Source organism: Cecembia rubra, assembly GCF_003014575.1.
GTDB classification, from domain to species: Bacteria; Bacteroidota; Bacteroidia; order Cytophagales; family Cyclobacteriaceae; genus Cecembia_A; species Cecembia_A rubra.
The window spans coordinates 1-20,066 of record NZ_PYGF01000007.1 but is presented as its reverse complement, the minus strand read 5'-3'; the positions used below and the strand labels follow the sequence as shown (position 1 = coordinate 20,066).

At 41.2% G+C, this 20,066-nt stretch carries 16 protein-coding genes; 7 read left to right on the top strand and 9 right to left on the bottom strand.

The annotated features are described in order from the left end of the window. The first annotated feature begins 76 nt into the window (after window positions 1–76). Together CLV48_RS12795 and CLV48_RS12790 are read left to right on the top strand one after the other, a co-directional pair. On the top strand, window positions 77–1,291 hold the full coding sequence (locus CLV48_RS12795; protein WP_106567690.1) for a cupin domain-containing protein: 1,215 nt from the start codon (window positions 77–79) through the stop codon (window positions 1,289–1,291). Between the two features lie 31 nt (window positions 1,292–1,322). After that, entirely contained in the window at window positions 1,323–2,243 is a 921-nt protein-coding gene (locus tag CLV48_RS12790; protein ID WP_106567689.1) for an RraA family protein, read from the top strand. Between the two features lie 148 nt (window positions 2,244–2,391). Here the strand turns inward: CLV48_RS12790 and CLV48_RS12785 are convergent, their stop codons facing one another. The 9 genes from CLV48_RS12785 to CLV48_RS12745 form a co-directional block, all read right to left on the bottom strand. Then, window positions 2,392–4,317, bottom strand: a complete 1,926-nt coding sequence (locus CLV48_RS12785) for an SMP-30/gluconolactonase/LRE family protein (RefSeq protein WP_106567688.1) — start codon at window positions 4,315–4,317, stop codon at window positions 2,392–2,394. Between the two features lie 194 nt (window positions 4,318–4,511). Next, window positions 4,512–5,075, bottom strand: coding sequence for a DUF4256 domain-containing protein (locus CLV48_RS12780; RefSeq protein ID WP_106567687.1), 564 nt, complete (start codon window positions 5,073–5,075; stop codon window positions 4,512–4,514). A gap of 15 nt (window positions 5,076–5,090) precedes the next feature. Beyond that, complete coding sequence (locus tag CLV48_RS12775) at window positions 5,091–5,615, bottom strand: GNAT family N-acetyltransferase (RefSeq protein ID WP_106567686.1); 525 nt, start codon at window positions 5,613–5,615, stop codon at window positions 5,091–5,093. Window positions 5,616–5,679: 64 nt separating this feature from the next. Continuing rightward, window positions 5,680–6,048 (bottom strand): iron chaperone, encoded by a 369-nt coding sequence (locus CLV48_RS12770; RefSeq protein ID WP_106567685.1) that lies wholly within the window; start codon window positions 6,046–6,048, stop codon window positions 5,680–5,682. Window positions 6,049–6,114: 66 nt separating this feature from the next. Beyond that, window positions 6,115–6,495, bottom strand: coding sequence for a nuclear transport factor 2 family protein (locus tag CLV48_RS12765; RefSeq protein ID WP_106567684.1), 381 nt, complete (start codon window positions 6,493–6,495; stop codon window positions 6,115–6,117). 49 nt (window positions 6,496–6,544) lie between these two features. Next, a complete protein-coding gene (locus tag CLV48_RS12760; RefSeq protein ID WP_106567683.1) occupies window positions 6,545–7,153 on the bottom strand; it encodes a DUF3267 domain-containing protein in 609 nt (202 codons plus the stop codon). 176 nt (window positions 7,154–7,329) lie between these two features. Next, window positions 7,330–8,901 (bottom strand): Rne/Rng family ribonuclease, encoded by a 1,572-nt coding sequence (locus CLV48_RS12755; protein ID WP_106567682.1) that lies wholly within the window; start codon window positions 8,899–8,901, stop codon window positions 7,330–7,332. Between the two features lie 182 nt (window positions 8,902–9,083). Beyond that, entirely contained in the window at window positions 9,084–9,902 is an 819-nt protein-coding gene (locus tag CLV48_RS12750; protein ID WP_106567681.1) for a tetratricopeptide repeat protein, read from the bottom strand. 21 nt (window positions 9,903–9,923) lie between these two features. Continuing rightward, window positions 9,924–10,232, bottom strand: coding sequence for an HU family DNA-binding protein (locus CLV48_RS12745; RefSeq protein WP_106567680.1), 309 nt, complete (start codon window positions 10,230–10,232; stop codon window positions 9,924–9,926). Between the two features lie 161 nt (window positions 10,233–10,393). On the opposite strand from CLV48_RS12745, the gene mutY reads away from it, so the two are divergent. The 5 genes from mutY (at window position 10,394) to CLV48_RS12720 (ending at window position 19,753) form a co-directional block, all read left to right on the top strand. Continuing rightward, window positions 10,394–11,467, top strand: a complete 1,074-nt coding sequence (gene mutY, locus CLV48_RS12740; RefSeq protein ID WP_106567679.1) for an A/G-specific adenine glycosylase — start codon at window positions 10,394–10,396, stop codon at window positions 11,465–11,467. Between the two features lie 51 nt (window positions 11,468–11,518). Further along, a complete protein-coding gene (locus tag CLV48_RS12735) occupies window positions 11,519–11,965 on the top strand; it encodes a single-stranded DNA-binding protein (protein WP_106567678.1) in 447 nt (148 codons plus the stop codon). Window positions 11,966–12,027: 62 nt separating this feature from the next. After that, on the top strand, window positions 12,028–13,377 hold the full coding sequence (gldE, locus tag CLV48_RS12730; RefSeq protein ID WP_106567677.1) for a gliding motility-associated protein GldE: 1,350 nt from the start codon (window positions 12,028–12,030) through the stop codon (window positions 13,375–13,377). Window positions 13,378–13,782: 405 nt separating this feature from the next. Further along, complete coding sequence (gltB, locus tag CLV48_RS12725; RefSeq protein WP_106567676.1) at window positions 13,783–18,276, top strand: glutamate synthase large subunit; 4,494 nt, start codon at window positions 13,783–13,785, stop codon at window positions 18,274–18,276. Window position 18,277: 1 nt separating this feature from the next. Further along, on the top strand, window positions 18,278–19,753 hold the full coding sequence (locus tag CLV48_RS12720; RefSeq protein WP_106567675.1) for a glutamate synthase subunit beta: 1,476 nt from the start codon (window positions 18,278–18,280) through the stop codon (window positions 19,751–19,753). Window positions 19,754–20,066: the final 313 nt, after the last annotated feature.

Genomic DNA, 20,066 nt, shown 5'->3' with positions numbered 1-20,066 from the left:
TCTAAGCGAAGCCCATTCCATAATCCCATTGATAAGTCTTGGAATTTTGATAAATTAAACCAAACCCATAGAACCTATGAAAAAGCTATTCATTTTACTGATCATGGCCTTGGCAGTCCAGTCAACAGCCCAAACCATAAAGGAAAGGATCATTTCCAATGACCCGGCAAAATATAGAGAATTATCTGCGGTCCATGAAGGCGCTGGTAAAATGGGTTTTACCCAACTGATAGGACGAAATGATTTGGCCACCAACTTTCTTTACCTTCATGCCGGCCAAATTCAGGGGAAGTCTGGGATAGGTCATCATTTTCACCATTCCATCGAGGAAATGTTTGTTATCCTGGATGGAGAGGCAGAATTTACAGTCAATGGACGTACTGCTAAAATCAAAGGACCTGCTGTGGTTCCCTGCAAAATGGGAGATTCCCATGCCATTTTCAACCCATCAGATGCAAGTCTGACCTGGCTCAACTTCGCGGTAAGCCGCACCAAAGGAAGAACTGATGCTTTTGATTTGGGTGATGCCCGTGTCGGGGTTAGCCTTGACCCTGTACCTACCTTTGTCAATGGCAGGTTGGAAAAAGAAAAGTTAAGGACCGGTAATCCTGCATATTCTGGAGAGGGGGTTTTGTACCGCAGGATTCTGGGACCTGAGGTGTTTCAAACCGATTGGAATCATGTTGACCATGTTGTCATTCCCGTCGGAGGGAAAGGTATCACCCGGAAACTTGAGGGATTCGAAGAGGTCTATTACGTTACCAAAGGAAAAGGAGTGCTCAGTATAGGGCAGGAAACCTTAAATTTTAAAGCCCATGATGCTTTCTGGGGAGCATTAGGAGAAACCTTAAGCTTTTCCACCGATGGAAACGAGGATCTTGAAGTTTTGGTAATAGGGATTGCGGCACCTCAACAAAAAAGTCTTGCCATAACAAAGCCTTTGATAGAACCCAAAGCTATGGTGCTTCAGATGGAGTTTGTGGTGGATAAAGAAAATGCGAAGGCTTTTGAGGAAATGTATTATTCCATATATGTCCCTGCAATGGTGGTGCAGCAAGGGTACCTGGGTTCCAAGTTGCTACGCTTGTTCCCTGAAAATCTGTCCAAGGAAATTCAGGCTGAACCTACCACCTACAACTATCAGATCATGATTTCTTTTGATACTGAAGAAAACAGAAGGAAGTGGGTAGCAAGCAAGCAACATGATATAGCCTGGCCCGCCGCCTCAGGGCTTGCCAGGGAATTCAAATGGAAAGGTTATGATGTAATGGGGGATGATAATCAAAATTGACCCAAACTTTTAAAAATAGAACTTCAAAAACATGAACACTAAAGTATTTGTCCTGATTTTCAATCTTGTTTTATTAACAGGTTGGCTTTCTGCCCAAACCATTTCCAGGGAAGAAATGATTTTCCTGACCTCAGAGTGGAAAGGGGAGCGTTTCCCTGACGGGAGGCCTAGAATTCCTGATGATCTATTGGAGAGGGCCAAACACATCATGATCGATGATGCCTGGAATGCACTTAGAAATGAGGGGTATCACAATCAATACGAAAGTGGGTGGAAAATGGTAAATGAAACCTTAATGACAGGACGTGCTGTCACTGCCATGTATTTGCCCAGCAGACCGGATGTGGAGCAAAAGATTAAAGAAAGGGGTGCCAAAGAAGGCCGAAAAGGCAATACCAATTCCTGGCCCATAGATACCCTTGTGGAAGGAGACCTGTATGTAGCCGATGCTTTTGGCAAAATTGCTGGAGGACCCATCATGGGATCTACTTTAGCCAATTCCATATTCAGCAAATCAGGAAATGGGGTTGTTTTCGACGGAGCAGCCAGAGATTTACAGGAAATCAGGAATATGCCGGGGTTCAACGCCTTTGTTCGGGATTTTCACCCTTCTTTTACCGAAGAAATGGTCCTAATGGGACTTAATACACCAATCCGGATAGGTGGTGCGATAGTGCTTCCGGGTGATTTGGTGATTGCTACCATCGAAGGGGTACTTTTTGTTCCGGCACATTTGGCTGAGCAAGTTATCTCAGTTGCTGAATTTGTGGTGCGCAAAGACAAATTTGGCTTTGAAATGGTGAGAAATAACATTTACAGCACCGGCGAAATTGACAGCCAATGGACAGATGAAATCAAAACTGCCTTTCTCAAATGGCTGGAAAAACATCCTGAGCTTGGTACCATGACAAGACAGGAACTGGATCAGATCATGAGTAAGAGGACCTGGTAGTTTTAGGCGATTCGTTTATTGATTGTTGGGTGTTTTGAGTTCGTGAAAAATGAGGGCTTTGGTGTAAAATTTCTAAGGAATATCTCGGGCAAAGTAGAATTGAATGGTATCGGGGCAAACCGCCCCGATACCAACCCACATGTTTACGCTACAAATAATTCACGTAGCCTTCTTTATTGGTTCTAATTTTAAAGACTTTGCTGTAGCTCACGATATAAAGGGATTTCATATCCTGATCCCCAAAACAAAGGCTGACCGGGAAGGAAGGTAAGTTGATCATTCCCACAAACTTTCCTTTATTGTCAAATATCTGTACTCCGTAATAGGTGGCTACATAGATATTCCCTTCTTTGTCAATTGCCATACCATCTGCTCCTGAAGATCGGCCCCCTCTCTCCAGTACATCCTCTGTCAACAATACTTGGGCAAACTGACGCCCATTGCTGATTGTACCGTCTTCATTGACATCATAGGCCCAGATATAATTTTCCTTATTGCTCTGCACAGGATACCAAGTTTCTTTATCAAAACAATTGTTGATATAAAGGGTCTTGCCATCCGGTGATAAAAGTATTCCATTTGGCATGGCAAATTCATTGGGTTCAGTAATTCTTGTGATTTTACCTTGGGCTGAAACATAGTAGACTGCTCTTCCCGGTTGGAATTTTTCTGCCTCCATGGTAAACTGGGGGTCGGTAAAATAGAATCCTCCTTTTGTGTCAGTGATGATATCATTAGGTCCATCAATGGGTTTTCCTTCATACTGGTCTGCTAGTACCCTAAGTACTTGACCTGAAGTTGTCATTTCCACAACGCGATGCCCCATCATGTCACATACAATCAGGTTGTTGTTTTTATAAGGATAAAGTCCATTGGCCTGCATTTTTCCTTGAGTAATATTCCTGTAACTTCCATCAGGAAGCATTTCTACTATTGAACTCCTTTGAGGATCACCATTCCAATCCTGATCAAAGTACATGTTTGAAAAATAGAGTTTGCCATTCATCCATTTCGGACCCTCACTGAAAAAGAGTTCTGGTTGGGTTTTTTTTCCATCGATCAGCAGTTCCAATTTGGCATCTTGGGGAATAAATTCATGGAATCTTGATAGACTTTGAGCCGACTTGTCCAAATAATCAGACCGTGAAGGCCAAAATATATCCAAGGCATCAGCACCTAATTCCCCAATTTTTACCCCATGAACAAAATTTCCGGGAATGAGGACCAAATCATTGCTTTTCATAGGTTTTGAATCCTCCAGAAGAATTGCTTCCAAAGATCCACGAAGTGTGAGCAAAATTTGTTCTTCTGGATGGATATGAAGGTCAAAAGAGGAATTGGGCGGCATAGCAATAAAACTCAACAACAAATTGCTGCCACTAATTATCCTTGTAAAAGCCCCAGGGGCAAGTTCTGACAATGGGATATCATAAAGATCATAAACCTTATTCGGTTCAATATTTGGAGCATGTAATGGCCAGGTTTCTTTTAATCCGGAGCTTGGATTGTCAAAATTTGTTTTGCGGATATAATCCAACTTTTGTGGGCTAAAAATCTGATAAATTTTTGCTCCTTGTGCACCAGCTTGGATACCCATCCTGCTGCCTTTTTTCAAATAAATAAAATCCATTTTGGGAGTGATGCTGTGAATGCCGTCCTGGGGTTCTCTTTTTCTGGAGCTCATGGATAAGGCGGTTCCATTAACCTCCGATACAAGTGAGCCGTCTACAACAAATAAAAAACATTCTTCTCCGAGCACCTCTTCTGGAATGGAGGCATCCGGCCGGAGTTCAAGAATTGCCATCATGGCACCTTTAGCCCACAGAATCCTTGCCATTACTCCAGGATGTAAAGCTACAGGTTCGAAAGAGGAGAGGTTTTTAATCTGGCCCGGTTCTAGGTTAGGTTTTACGGTTTCGGCTGGAAGTCCCTCAATTGTTCTTTCGGAAAGTCCATATTTTTTGATCAGTTCGCGGTTCTTCTTTTCCCACTCATTTCCCGAAGGAGAACAACTTGAGAGCAGGAAAACAAGGAAAATTCCAACATACAATTGGATGCAAATTCTTTGGATCATAGGTTATTAGGTTTGGTTAATCTTGTAAAAATTACTCAATAAAAATTGAAAAATCAGCATTGAAGTTGACAAGACAGAGATCAATTGTTTAATCGGCACGATTTTGAGAAAATCAGCCCATCTTGGTCAGTAAGAAGAATCAAATGATTCAAAAAGATTTTTAATTAAATCCGAATTGTACTCTAACGGTTGCCTCAAACCCATAAATAGCAGCGAAAACCTCTTACGGCATAATACGAGTCCGCACCATTATGATAGATAAAAGTTCTTCCAAAGCGCTTGTCCCCAAAGATAGCGCCTCCTTTTTTCCTAATGTCCGCAGGGGTATCCAGCCAGGAAGAGGTCTTTGTATCGAAGTCTCCTAATGTCTGTAAGCTAAAATACTCTTCTTCTGTCAATAGTTTTACCCCCATGGATTCAGCCATTCCTTGGGCACTGTTATGTGGTTTATTGGCTTTTCTGGAATCTAGGGCTTCTTGGTCATAACAAACGCTTCTCCGGCCGGTGGGAGTTTCGGCTGAGCAGTCCATAAAAAGGTATTCCTTTGTTTCTTCATTGAAGCTTACCACATCGGGTTCTCCACCTGTTGATTCCATAGCATAAAGGGAAAATAATTTCGGAGTAGAATGCTTTAACCTTAGAGCAATATTTTCCCAGACCAAATTGGGATGTCGGTTCATGTTTTTCAGAAAGCGGCTTTCAAGGATTTCCAGCAAACCCTCCTTTTCCTCGGTTGTAAGCATTTTGTTTTGGCTCATGGCTTAAATTAAAGATCAATCTTTCAATTCCAACTTCATAAGTATGTCAGTTTGGGCATCATCCCCCAATTGGAAAATATGTTCACCGAAAGGCACAAATCCATGTTTTTTGTAAAAACGGATGGCATTTGGGTTTTCACTCCAAACCCCCAGCCAAAGATAAGCAGTCATTCTTTCCTTTGCGATTTGAATAGATTTTTGTAAAAGTAATTCACCGATTTTTTGAGCTTGGAAAGCTTGGGACACATAAATTCTTTCTATTTCTACCGCATCCCCATCTTGTAACTCATTTTTGGCTGACCCGAAATTGAGTTTAAGGTAAGCCAAAACATGTTCTCCATTTTTGGCAAAATAAAATTCACTCCTAGGTTCAAGTAACTCTGTCGTTAATTTTTCTAAGGAAAAAGCTCGATCCAAATATTTTTGGAAGTGCTCCGGTGAATTGTCTTTTTCGAAGGCATCAATAAATGTCTGCTTTGCAATAGTTTGCAAAGTATTAAGGTCTTTGATGTCAACTTTTACAATATCAATTGAAGCCATTATTCCGAATTTAAATCCTTTAGCAAAAAACTTGATGAAAGGGGCTTAGCTTATTAGGGTTGCCTCAATACATCCATTTTGCGTCATTTTCCATAACATCCCTGTACCTCTGCCGGGCAATCTTTTGGATAAGGTCTTTGGGCAAGTCTTGATCATAGGGAAACTGAACCGTGTCCTTACCGATTTTGAAATCCTTTAATTCTTCCTTGAAATGTGCCAATGTTGGGCCAGTGGGCATAAAGCTGATGAAATTTTTATAGGCAGAATAGGAAAAAAGAATTCTTTTTTCAATCATCACCGGCTTTCCCCATTTGAGTTCTTCTGTAGCATTAGGCGCAACAGACTTCAATATTTCCCGGATTTCACTCAGTTTTTCCTGAGCTATTTCAGGAAAGGATTGAATATAGGTATCTATGTTGTAAGGCTTTACCATTTCTAGATTTGAGGACTTGGGGAGATAGACAAGTTAGCTTTTTTAATCAAAAAAACATTCCATTTTCTAATAGTTTATATCTGTTAGCCGGCATATTCTTCCTTCCTTGAATTCAAAAACTGATTTCCCCAGCAGTTCGATTGTCTGGCCCTTTTTCAATCCATTCGGAAAATCCATGGCCAGTACAGCCCAGTATTGAATTTCAGTTTCACTTGTTTCTTCCAAATGGGAAATATGAGTGATGGTTTGTTTTCTCTCTGAAAAGTAGGAAATGGCCAGTAAAGCTTGTTCCCGAAATGATGCCTTTCCCTCCAGTTTCATGGAAATTTCACCATTTTGGATATTTTCAAAGACGATATCTTCAGTCAATGTTGCCAACATCTCTTCAAGGTCCATGTTGTTGTAGGCCTGAATATAGTTCTGGATAAGTTGTTCACGTTCCTTCATAGTTAAGGCTTTTGTCGAAGGTATAAGGACCTAAGCGTATAGGCAATAGTTATGCTATTTCCTTTAAAAATCCCAGTTTTTCGGGATGGTCATAGAGGTAATCATCATCATTAAATTTCCTGAGCATATAAAGAGCGATAATATCTCCACCTCCTGCACAGGTAAAAAACAGTCCATAACTCAAAATACCTCCATCACCCATGATTAAACCGATGATGGCGGGGATAATTCCCATTACAATAAGGGGCATGGCGCCACCAATTCTGTAATGTTTGACTTTTAATGCTCCTTTGCAATGATAATAAGGCGTTAAGTATTTCCATTTGAAGCCAAATTTTATGGATCTAAATTTATTGGGAACAAAATATGCCCATGTTAAACCATGCAACAATTCATGGATGATTACTCCACTAATCAAGAAGAGGAAGTAATTGCTTGTAAACATGTTCCATCCTGATCTTAAGGTGTCAAAATCCCAAATGAGGACAAAGGGTATTAGTAGCAATAGGCTAATCGGGAAAGCCAAAAGAATAGCAATCCAGTTAGCTTTTCCCATTTCCATGGTATATTCTTCGAATTGCTTATTTACTTGTTCAATAGCTTCTTCATTTGAATTTTCATTTGGGAATTTGTTGCTATTTCTATCGATTTTGTTCATTTAATAGATTGGAAAAGTAATAATTATCGAGTTCATAATATTCTCTGAGCGGCCTTTGCACTATTTCTACCATCTGTAAAAACGTGTTCCATAGTGTTGGCTGATGAGAGATTATTTAAAAATATAACTAATTTACTAAAAACAATATACCCTTTAAACCAAAAAAAAAGCGGGACCTATTCGGTCTCGCTTTTAACTTGAAGTTCTATTTCTTCTCCTGTGTCGTCCAGGAATTTGTACTCCGTCACCGGGAGGGAGGAATCTTTGATCAGTCTTACCCACTTAAAGTATTTGAAAAACCACCTTACCCGTTTTGAAATGATGCCATGTGTGAAGTAGGCATAGAGATAAGGGTGTAATCCGATGTGGATTTTTGAAACGTTTTGGATCGTAGCAATATGGTCGAGATCTTTCTCTAACTGGTCGGCCACTAAAATGGAGGCCTGAATTTTGCCTGTACCACCACAGGATGGACAGGTTTCTTTCGTGACAATGTTGACCTCAGGTCTCACGCGCTGCCTCGTTATCTGCATAAGACCGAATTTGGTCAACGGCAGGACGGTATGTTTGGACCTGTCATCTTTCATCGCATCTCGCATCGCATCATATACGACCTTTTTGTTATCGGCTTTTTTCATGTCGATGAAGTCAATGACGATGATACCTCCCATGTCACGGAGGCGAAGTTGTCTTGCAATTTCTTTTACTGCAACCAGGTTGGTTTTCAATGCAGTGTTTTCCTGGTCACTTTCCTGATTGGACTTGTTTCCACTATTTACGTCGATGACGTGGAGGGCTTCAGTATGCTCAATTATCACATAACCTCCCTGCGGAAGACTAATCGTCTGTCCAAACAAGCTTTTGATTTGCTTTTCGATTCCAAAATTTTCAAAGAGCTTCGCTTTTCCGTTGTAAAGCTTAACAATTTTTTCCTTTTCAGGGGCAATAGATCTGATGTAAGACCTGATTTGATCATAGATCAATTCATCCTCTACGGTGATTGCGTCGAATGATTCATTGAGTAGGTCTCTGATAATCGAGGAGGCCATACTCATTTCTCCGATAACTTTGTCGCGACCCTTGGCTTTGTTCAGTTTTTTCATGCCATCTTCCCAGGAGGTCATCAGATTGCGTAGATCTTTGTCCAGTTCTGTGACGGACTGACCCTCAGCAACAGTTCTGATGATAACTCCAAAATTGGCAGGCTTGATGGAGGTAATTAAGCGAACTAGCCTTTTCCTTTCTTCTGCACTGCGTATCTTTTTGGACACGCTTACAGAGTCTGCAAAAGGCACCAAGACCAGGTAGCGACCGGCTATGGAGAGCTCACAGGATAACCGGGGGCCTTTGGTGGAGATGGGCTCTTTGACCACCTGCACCAAGACTTGGTTGTTTTTGGCAAGGACATTGGAAATTTTTCCAAGTTTTTCAATGTCTCCTTCCTTTTCAAAGCCCTTAAGATTAAAGCTCTGATAGTTATTGTTACGGATCAGTTTGATGTACTTGTTAAGGCTATTGATCTGGGGTCCTAGGTCCTGATAATGCAGGAAGGCATCCTTTTCATAGCCTACATCAATGAATGCTGCATTGAGCCCATTGACTATCTTCTTGACCGTACCTAAATAAATATCACCGACTTTAAACTGGTTTTCTCCTCCTTCAGAATGGAGTTCTACCAGGTTTTTATCTCTCAGTAGGGCAATCCGGCTACCATTTTGAGCAGAATCAATAACTAATTCTGTGCTCAATCGTGTCTGGTTTTATTATTTAAATGAACGTTTGGTGAAAAAACTCAAAAAGAAGAAGTGAATTACTTCTTCTTATGTCTGTTTTTTCTAAGTCTTTTTTTACGCTTGTGCGTAGCGATCTTATGTCTTTTTCTTTTCTTACCGCAAGGCATAGTTTTAAAGATTTAAAGTGGAACAATTATTTACAGCCTTTCCAGATAGCTCTCTACACTTGCCAGAACCATCGGGTCTGTTGTCATGCTTTGAACTTGCTGAAACTGCTTTTTGGCTTTGTTGTTTTGTTTGGACTCGAAATAACTTACCCCTAAGTAAAACTGACCTTGAAGATTTTCCGGATAATACCGAACCAATTCTTCGAACCGTTCTGCAGCCCTTTTGTATTGACCGGACTGCATGGACAAAACGCCCATGTTGAACAAGGCATCCTCGTTGGTTGGGTCTTCCTCCAAAATCTCCCTCAGCATCGTTATTCCCTGCATGGGGTTGGAAGATGACACATAGGTCATGGCCACTTTGGTTTTCAAATCCAGTCGTTTTGGATCTTTTTCCAAAACTTTGTTAAGGTAACTCCTGGTTTTATCGGCCAGAAAAGCTACTTTTTGTTCGCTCATGGCAAAGGTATACGCCTCATAATAAGCAATACCCGCTTTTTCCCATCTCTCAATTGTTTCAACCTTTAAGGCAGCTTGCTCCATAAAATAGGCAGCAGAGTCGAATCTACCTGCCTGAGTATAGAGTGCTGCTAAGGTATCTGCCAAAGCTACGAATTTTTCCCTATCTACCTCATTTTTCAACCTTAAAGCAATAGAATTTAAAGTTTCTCTAGCTTCAGCTGAAATTGGGGCATCATGCATTTCTTCTACAGCAGGAGCTGTCTTAACAGCTTCATCCGCGATTCCTGAACTTCCTTCCTCATTGTCTACGACAACTCGTGGAAGTAAATACAGGAGGCCAATGACGGCCACAGCAAGTACAAGAACGATGATCTGGGATTTTTTCATACAAAAAAAAGGCACTCAGGATTAATCCTGAGGCGCCAAATCTTTAATTTTTTTGCTGTTTTTGATTTTCTCAATAAACACTTTAGATGGTTTGAATGCCGGCACATAGTGCTCGTCAATCACAATAGCCGTGTTTTTGGAGATGTTTCTAGCGATTTTCTTAGCTCTCTTTTTGTTGATGAAGCTGCCAAAACCTCTTACATAAATATTCTCTCCCTCCGCCATGGAATCTTTTACCACTTTGAAGAATGCCTCAATGGTTTGAGTTACATCGTCTTTCTGGATTCCAGTTTTTTCCGAAATCTTGGTGATTACTTCTGCTTTAGTCACTGTTTGATGAATTTAAATTATTATCGAATAAGCTTAACGACCTATTAACCAACTATTTTTGGGACTGCAAATTTATACGAAGCAATTCAATATAAAAACAAAATGCCCAAAATTAGATTGAAATGTTTAACATTGTCTTAACCTTAGAATTAACGTAGATTTTGAGTCCTGAAGTATTTTCCGATAGAATATTAGAGTGGTATAGCCTCCATAAAAGGGATTTGCCTTGGAGAAATACCCAAAACCCATATATCATTTGGCTTTCAGAAATCATTCTGCAGCAGACCAGAGTGGCCCAGGGCCTGCCTTATTTCGAAAGATATTTGGAAAATTATCCCAGCATACAGGATATGGCCCTGGCTCCTGAAGAAGAAATCATGAGATTATGGCAAGGCCTAGGTTATTACAGTAGGGCGAGAAACCTCCATGCCTGTGCAAAGGATATTCACTTTATTTATGGAGGAGTGTTTCCAGAAAGTTTTCAGGAGCTTGTCAAGCTCAAGGGCGTGGGAAATTATACAGCTGCTGCCATCGCCTCCTTTGCTTTTGGAGAACCCGTGGCTGTAGTGGACGGAAATGTATTTAGGGTTTTGAGCAGGGTATTTGGTATTGCTGAGGATATTGCCAGTACAGGCGGGAAGAAGATTTTTGAAAATTTCGCCAATGGGTTGATACCAAAACAAAATCCAGGTGAATACAATCAGGCGATTATGGAATTTGGTGCCCTGCAGTGTATTCCCAAAAGCCCCGATTGCGCTTCTTGTCCCCTCAACCAATCCTGCTTTGCATCTAATAAAGGTATGGTTGCCGTACTTCCCTTCAAAAGTAAAAAGGTTAAAGTAAAAGAGCGGTATTTTCAATATGCCCATATTATTTGTGGTGGAGATACCGTAATAAGACAGCGTGGAGAAGGAGATATATGGCAAGGGTTATTTGATTTTCCATTAGTGGAATACAGTGAAAACAGAGAACTGGAAGAGGGAAATCATCTGTTTTTTGAGGAATTGGATAAAATTGGGACAATTGATGTCGTAATAGATCAGCATACATTTAAACATATACTGACACATCAAAGAATTTTTGCCAAATTTGTAAGGTTCGAAGTGAAAGAGTCAGCCAGAACTGAATTGGAAGCTTGGGTTTCCAGCAGAGGATATCAATTGGTAGATGCTGAAAAACTAGAAGCACTTGCCAAACCCCGGTTGATTTTGAAATATTTGAACGAAGAAAAATAATCCTTAAATTTAATCGTAAACTTTTTGTCAAACATTTAAACATTACAGATTATGGCCGGAGTAAATAAGGTAATATTAGTAGGAAATTTGGGCGCTGACCCTGAGGTAAAGCATTTGGAAGGCGATAAGGTGGTCGCTAATTTGAGATTGGCAACTACTGAGGCTTACAAGGACAGAAACGGCAATAGGGTTGAAAATACCGAATGGCATGATCTTGAGCTTTGGGACGGACAAGCAAAAATTGCGGAGCAGTATCTGAAAAAGGGTATGCAGTTGTATGTGGAGGGAAAGATCAAATCAGATTCCTGGCAAGACGAACAAGGTAACAACAGGAAAAGAGTCAAAATCAGGGTAATTAATTTTACAATGTTGGGTGGAAGACCTGAAGGTGCAGGGTCACCTTCTCAAGGCACATCTGCTTATTCCGGCAACTCACCCAAGCCTGCTGCCGTTCCAGTGATGGACAGCCCTGGTGAAGAGGATGATTTGCCCTTCTGATCATAAATTTTGATAAAATGCTCAGGAATTCATTAATTTTGTAATCATCATCTCAAAAATTGATGGACGATCCCTACCCGAGCCTTATGATGCTGGCCGAAATCAATCAGGTTTCGGCTGGCTATATTATTGCCAACATATTGATTTTTGTTTTCCTGCTACTGGCCTCAGGTATGGTTTCAGGCTCTGAGGTTGCATTTTTTTCCCTTAATGCCGAGGATCTTTCCCAAATGGATGATAGGGGAGATAAGAGGGCGGCAAAAGCTATTCAATTGGTGGAATCTCCCAAGAACCTTCTGAGTACAGTGTTGATCCTAAATAACCTGATCAATATAGCCATTGTCACCCTGACCACATTTTTTACCTGGAGTATTTTTGGTTTGAATGCTACAGGCATCCTTATCATTTTGGCACAGACCATAGGAGTTACCTTTGCCATTGTTTTTTTTGGAGAGATTGTTCCTAAGGTTTATGCCACCAAAGCAAAGGTTGAATTTTCGCTTTTGATGGCCCCTATTATCTATTTCTTTTCATTGCTTTTAAAACCTCTTTCTTACTTTTTGATGTCTATAAGCAATGTGATTGAAAAAAGGATAGAGAAAAGGGGATATTCCCTTTCAGTGGATGAATTGCACCAAGCATTGGAAATCACTACAGAGGATACCACTGAAGAAGAAAAAGACATTCTAAAAGGAATTGTAAATTTTGGAACCTTGTCGGTGAGGCAAGTGATGCAGTCCAGAATGGACATAACCGCAGTGGAGTATGAAACAGATTTCCACGAACTTATGGACAGAATTAATAAGAGTGGTTATTCCAGAATCCCTGTTTATAAAGAAACTATAGATCATATAGAGGGAATACTCTACATCAAAGACCTTTTGCCATTTATCGATCAGGATGAAAATTTCGAATGGCAAAATCTTATCCGTAAGGGCTTCTTCGTTCCTGAATACAAAAAGATTGATACCCTATTGAAAGATTTTCAGAAAAGGCGTGTGCATATGGCCATTGTGGTCGATGAATATGGTGGGACTTCTGGTCTGGTGACACTGGAAGATTTGATTGAAGAAATCATAGGTGAAATCAATGATGAATTTGATGATGCGGATGATTACTTTTTCAAAGAAATCGATGATAGGACATTTGTGTTTGAGGGCAAGGTTTCCCTGAATGATTTTTGTAAAAGATTGGATATTGACCAACAGATTTTTGATGAAGTCAAAGGTGAAAGTGAATCTCTTGGAGGGTTGCTTTTGGAAATCAATTCCAATCTTCCAAAGAATGGCTCCAAAATCAGGTACCAGAATTTTGAATTTACTATCCTAGCGGTAGATGCCAGGAGGATCAAAAAAGTGAAGGTCCACCTCCTTTCTGACAAGGAGGAAATACCTGGCCATAATGAAGATTGATTGTTTTTTGTCACAGAATAAAATTCTGTAAATGCAACATTTTACAAAACACTGATTTTTGTAAATTGAAGAGCTGAAATCGATTTTTTGAAAAATTTTTCCCCACCTTCAAAAAAAATTAACCAAGAATAGAAAAAATTTTCCAGAAACTGGATTATCTACAAATCATGCATTTCTTGTAATTTTTGGTTTTATTCTAAACCTCATTTTCAAATAATTTCATACAATTTGAGAAAAATGCTTTAAAAATCAAGCAGCACTTAATTTTTCTAAAAATCAAAATAGCATCCTTTTATATGTAAACTATTCACCTAAAGCGCTTGTTTATTGCTTCAATTTTAAAAAAAGGAAATTTTTTTGTAATTTTTGCAACCAAAATTGATAAACCTATTAAACTTACTCATAATGAATCAAGGACTTTATCGTGATGCTTTTGAACACGATTCCTGTGGGATTGGAGCCGTAGTAAATGTCAAAGGAGTAAAAAGTCATGAGACCATCAGTGATGCTTTGAACATGCTCAGCAACATGGAGCACAGGGGTGGTCGTGGTGCTGATCCTAAGACAGGAGATGGAGCAGGTATTCTCATTCAAATTCCCCATCTATTTCTAAAAGAAATTACCCTGCGGGCTGGTTTTGAAATACCAGAAGAGGGAAGTTATGGAGTGGGCATGACCTTTTTCCCCAGAAACAAGCAACTCTATAAAAAATCCAAAGCTCAGCTCAATGCTATTATAGAAGAGTTGGGATTTAGGCTATTGGGTTACAGGAATGTACCTGTAGATGAAACTGTGCCTGGTTCCGGTGCCCTGGAAGTAATGCCTAATATCGAAATGGTGTTTGTAAGTCATAAGGATGGACTTACAGGAATCGATCTGGAAAGGAAGCTTTATGTTTTACGCAATTATGCTTCCCGAACCATCAACAGTTCGATACCAGGTGTCAATTCTGCATTTTATTTTGCCAGTTTTTCAGCATTCACACTTATATATAAAGGTCAGTTAAGGACTGATCAGGTACTTCCATTTTACAAAGACCTTCAGAACAACAAAATCACCTCAGGATTGGCCATCGTCCATTCCAGGTTTTCTACAAATACCTTCCCAAATTGGAGACTTGCCCAGCCATTTCGCTATTTGGCGCATAATGGAGAAATCAATACCATCCGGGGCAACCTTAACAAGATGAAATCCAAGCAGACTCTAATGCGGTCTGTGCATTTTACCGATCAGGAACTTGCCATGGTAATGCCGGTGACCAACAAGCATAATTCTGATTCAGCCAATTTGGATGCATTGGTGGAGCTATTGACATTAAGTGGAAGACCACTTCCTCACGTGATGATGATGTTAGTGCCTGAAGCCTGGCAGGATAATCACATGATGGACAAAGACCGTAAGGCCTTTTATAAATTCCATGCAGCCCTTATGGAGCCCTGGGATGGACCGGCAGCACTGATATTCACGGATGGAAAATCCATAGGTGCTACTTTGGATAGGAACGGCCTTCGCCCATTGCGGTACTTTATTACCAATGATGATCGCCTCATTCTCTCTTCAGAGGCAGGAGCATTACCGATCAGGGAAGCCACAATTTTGGAGAAAGGGCGTATTAGTCCCGGAAGGATGTTATTGGCAGACCTGGAAAAGGGAAAAATTTCATTTGATGAGGAGATCAAATCGGCTGTTTGTGATAATAAACCTTATGACAAATGGGTCCGGGAAGAAAGGCTGAAATTGCGTATGATGCCTGATCCGGAAAAACTGGAATATCCATATTCGACTGAGGAAATCAAAAAAAGGCAGACAATTTTTGGATATACCTCTGAGGAAATTAAAGTTATCCTAGCTCCAATGGGAGAAAGCGGCTATGAAGCAGTAGGTTCAATGGGAGCAGATACACCATTGGCAGTTCTGTCCAAGCAAAGCCAACATATTTCCAATTATTTCAAGCAGTTATTTGCTCAGGTAAGTAATCCGCCAATTGACCCTATAAGGGAAAGGCTGGTAATGTCACTTTTTACCAGGATTGGGGAAAGCCATAACATTCTGGCTGAAAGCCCAAGGCATACCCGACAGATCCATATATCCCAGCCTGTGCTGTTGAATGAGGATTTGGAAAAAATAAAGCATTTGGAAGACCAAGGTTACAGAACAGTTACCCTATATGCACACTTTGAAGCGGTTCACAAACCAGGTAGCCTTTTGGAGGCCCTTAACCAATTGTGCAGGGAAGCAGAAGGGGCAGTATATGCAGGAAAGAACATCATTATCCTGTCAGACCGAAACAGTGATGAAAATAAGGCTCCCATTCCTTCCCTTTTGGCGATCGGCGCAGTTCATCACCATTTGGTAAAAAAGAAAATCCGAACCAGGGCAGGTTTGGTAGTAGAAGCAGGAGATATCCGTGAAGTGCATCATTTTGCAACAGTGATCGGTTACGGTGCATCAGCCATAAATCCATATCTGGCCTTGGAATCTTTGCTGCATTTGAATGAAGAAGGAGCTTTTGGAAAAGAAATCAGCCAAAAGCAGTTGTTTTTGAACTACCAAAACGCCATAGGCAAAGGGTTGTTGAAGGTGCTTTCCAAAATGGGGATCAGTACCCTTCAATCTTACCAAGGCGCACAGATATTTGAAGCCATCGGACTGGGGCCGGAAGTAATTGACCGTTGTTTCAAGGGTACCATTAGCAGGATATCCGGTATTTCATTTGATGAACTTGCTGAAGAGGTATTGATCCGACACCGGGCGGCATACCATACTGAGCGCCCCATATTAGAGACTGGAGGGGTCTATCAATGGAAGAGAAGAGGCGAGAAGCACTTGTTTAACCCAGAAACCATCCACTTGCTTCAGAAATCCACTAGGCTCAACGACTATCAGCTCTATAAGAAATTTGCCCAAAAGATCAATGATCAAAGCAGGGATGCCCTTACGCTGAGAGGCCTTTTTGAATTCAAGAAAAGAATATCCATCCCTATTGAAGAAGTAGAACCTGTAGAATCTATTCTTAAGCGTTTTGCTACGGGAGCTATGTCTTTTGGATCCATTTCTCATGAGGCCCATACCACTTTGGCTATTGCCATGAACAGGATTGGTGCTAAAAGTAACAGTGGAGAAGGTGGAGAGGATGAAATCCGATTTGAAAGAAAACCTAATGGAGACTGGGAAAGGTCTGCCATTAAGCAGGTAGCTTCGGGACGTTTTGGGGTGACTAGTAATTACCTGACCCACGCTGAAGAATTACAGATCAAAATGGCCCAGGGTGCCAAGCCTGGGGAAGGAGGCCAACTTCCAGGTCATAAAGTAGACGATTGGATCGGTAGGGTAAGGCATTCTACTCCTGGAGTGGGATTGATTTCACCTCCTCCACATCACGATATATATTCTATAGAAGACTTGGCCCAATTGATTTTTGACCTCAAAAATGCCAACAGAAAGGCAAGGATTAATGTCAAGTTGGTGTCTCAGGCGGGAGTAGGAACTGTAGCCGCTGGTGTGGCCAAGGCCATGTCTGATGTCATCTTAATATCCGGTGCTGATGGAGGTACAGGTGCCTCCCCATTGAGTTCGATCCGGCATGCAGGTTTACCTTGGGAATTGGGATTATCAGAAGCCCATCAGACCTTGGTCAAGAATAATTTGAGAAGCAGGGTAGTGCTCCAGACAGATGGTCAATTGAGAACAGGAAGGGACATTGCCATTGCGACCCTTTTGGGTGCAGAAGAATGGGGGATTTCTACAGGTGCCCTTGTGGTAGAGGGTTGTATCATGATGAGAAAATGCCACCTCAATACCTGTCCTGTCGGTATCGCTACCCAAAATCCTGAACTCAGGAAGTTGTTCACAGGGGATCCTGACCACGTTGTAAATTATTTCATGTTTTTGGCGCAGGATCTTAGGGAGATTATGGCTTCTTTGGGATTTGCTACCATTGATGAAATGGTTGGCCAAAGCGATGTACTCAAGGCATCAGGACACCTGGATCATTGGAAGTGGGATAAGGTAGACCTTTCTCCGATTTTCCATAAAGTAGAGGTTCCTGACCATGTAGGTATATCCAAACAAATTGATCAGGAGTTTGATCTTAAAAATGTCTTGGACCGTAAGCTTATCCAATCAGCGATTCCTGCATTGGAGCAGGCAAATGCGGTTAAGGAAGAGTTCAAAATAAATAATACAGATAGATCAGTAGGGGCGATGCTGTCGAATGAAATTTCGAAAATTTATGGCAGTCCTGGTCTTCCTGAAGACACCATACATTACAAATTCAGTGGTTCAGCAGGTCAGACTTTCGGGGGATTCCTGACAAAAGGAGTAACCTTTGAGTTGGAGGGTGAATCCAATGATTACTTTGGAAAAGGTTTGTCCGGAGGTAAACTGATCATTTACCCAAGCCGCAATGCCCAGTTTGTCGCACATGAAAACATCATCATCGGCAATGTGGCCTTCTATGGAGCAACTTCCGGATCAGCCTATATCAATGGAAAAGGAGGGGAGCGCTTCTGCGTCCGAAACTCTGGTTTGAAGGCCGTTGTAGAGGGAATTGGAGACCATGGCTGTGAATATATGACTGGTGGACTTGTGATCAACCTTGGAGAAATAGGAAGAAATTTTGCAGCTGGAATGAGTGGTGGTATTGCTTACATCCTTAAGGATTATATCCACTTGATCAATCAGGAAATGGTGGATTTGGATCCATTGAATGAAGATGATTTTGTATGCATCAAAGAAGAGCTTATCAAGCATGTTGCCTTAACCCATAGTGTCTTGGCAGGAGAGTTTCTTGAGCAATGGGATGAGTACCGTCATAAATTCATAAAAGTAATTCCTAGAGATTACAAGGAAGTATTGAGAAAAAGAGCAGTAGAACAGTCAAAAACATTGATATCTTAATATGGGAGCGAAAGAAGGGTTTTTACAATTCAACCGGGAATTGCCAGATTCCCGCAATCCTGAAGAAAGGATCCATGATTACAAGGAAATTTATAAGCCTTTTGATGCTAAAAAGCTAAACCAACAGGCTGCCCGCTGCATGGATTGCGGCGTACCATTCTGTCACCAGGGATGTCCGCTGGGCAATATCATACCGGAGTTTAACGATGCAGTATACAGGAATGACTGGGAGGAAGCATTTTATATTCTCCGAAGCACTAACAACTTTCCTGAATTTACCGGGAGGATTTGCCCAGCGCCCTGTGAGGCTTCCTGCGTACTTGGGATCAACAAAGATCCGGTGGCGATTGAACTGATTGAAAAAAGTATAGCAGAAAAAGCCTATGAGTTGGGCCTCGTGGTCCCCAAGGCTCCCAAGCAGCGTTCCGGTAAATCTGTGGCGGTAATTGGTTCAGGTCCAGCCGGTTTGGCGGCAGCAGATCAACTCAATCAGGCCGGTCATGAAGTGACGGTTTTTGAAAAAGACAATAAAGCCGGAGGACTCTTGCGATATGGAATTCCTGATTTCAAATTGGAGAAATGGGTTATTGATAGAAGGATCGAAGTCATGGAGCAGGAGGGAGTGATTTTCACTACTGGAACTGACGTTGGGTTTAATATCAAGGCTGAAAATATACTCAGGAATTTCGATGCTGTAGTATTGGCTACCGGTGCGCAACAACCTCGTGAACTTAAAATCAAGGGTTCAGACCTCAAGGGTGTTCATTTTGCCATGGAATTCCTTGGGAAGCAAAATCAGGTAATCGGTGGTGAAATCAAGGAAAATCCCATTTCAGCAAAAGATAAACATGTAATTGTAATCGGTGGAGGGGATACTGGTTCCGACTGTATAGGAACATCTAACCGCCATGGTGCAAAAAGTATCATACAACTTGAATTGTTACCAAAACCACCAAAGCAAAGAACTGTTCTCAATCCATGGCCAGAATGGCCTATGACGCTTAAAACTTCCAGTTCCCATGAAGAAGGAGCAGAAAGGGTATTTTCTGTCCTTACCAAGGAGTTTGTTGGCAATAAGAATGGAGAGGTAAGCGGTTTGGTTTTGGTGGACTTGGAGTGGAAGGAAGAAAATGGAAGGATGCAATTTGTAGAAGTTCCTGGTTCGGAAAGGACTGTTCCCTGTGACCTTGCCTTTATTGCAATTGGTTATACCGGTCCTGCCCAAAATGGCCTTTTGGAAGCATTTGGGGTGCAAAAAATGGAAAATTCACTTCCCAAGTCAAAAGAATACCAAAGTACCAATAAGAAAGTGTTTCTGGCAGGTGACATGAGAAGAGGCCAGTCATTGGTAGTTTGGGCTATTTCAGAAGGAAGAGAAGCAGCAGTCAAAGTGGACGAATTCCTAATGGGAGAATCCAACCTTCCTAGAAAAGATGAAGGATATTATGAAATTGAAGAAGGAACACTTCAGGATTAATTGAGAAAGCAATAAGCCTAAGATAAAAGAGTAAGCGTGATAGTAAGTTTAGTGATGGGCTGTCTAAAGCAGACAGCCAGACAAATTAAAGGAGCAGGTTGATGACCTGTTCCTTTTTCAATAAAAAGGGACTATGACAAAAACTGTGTAAGTTGGTTTCACTACTTACGAAGTTAAAGTTATACCTCGAAATTCTCTGTGTGATTTAGAAGAAATCGCACGGGGAATTTGAGGAACCCGCGGTAGGCGAATACCCGATCTGTGTGCAGACAATTTCTTACCTTTAACACACAGATTGCAAAAATGAAAAAAG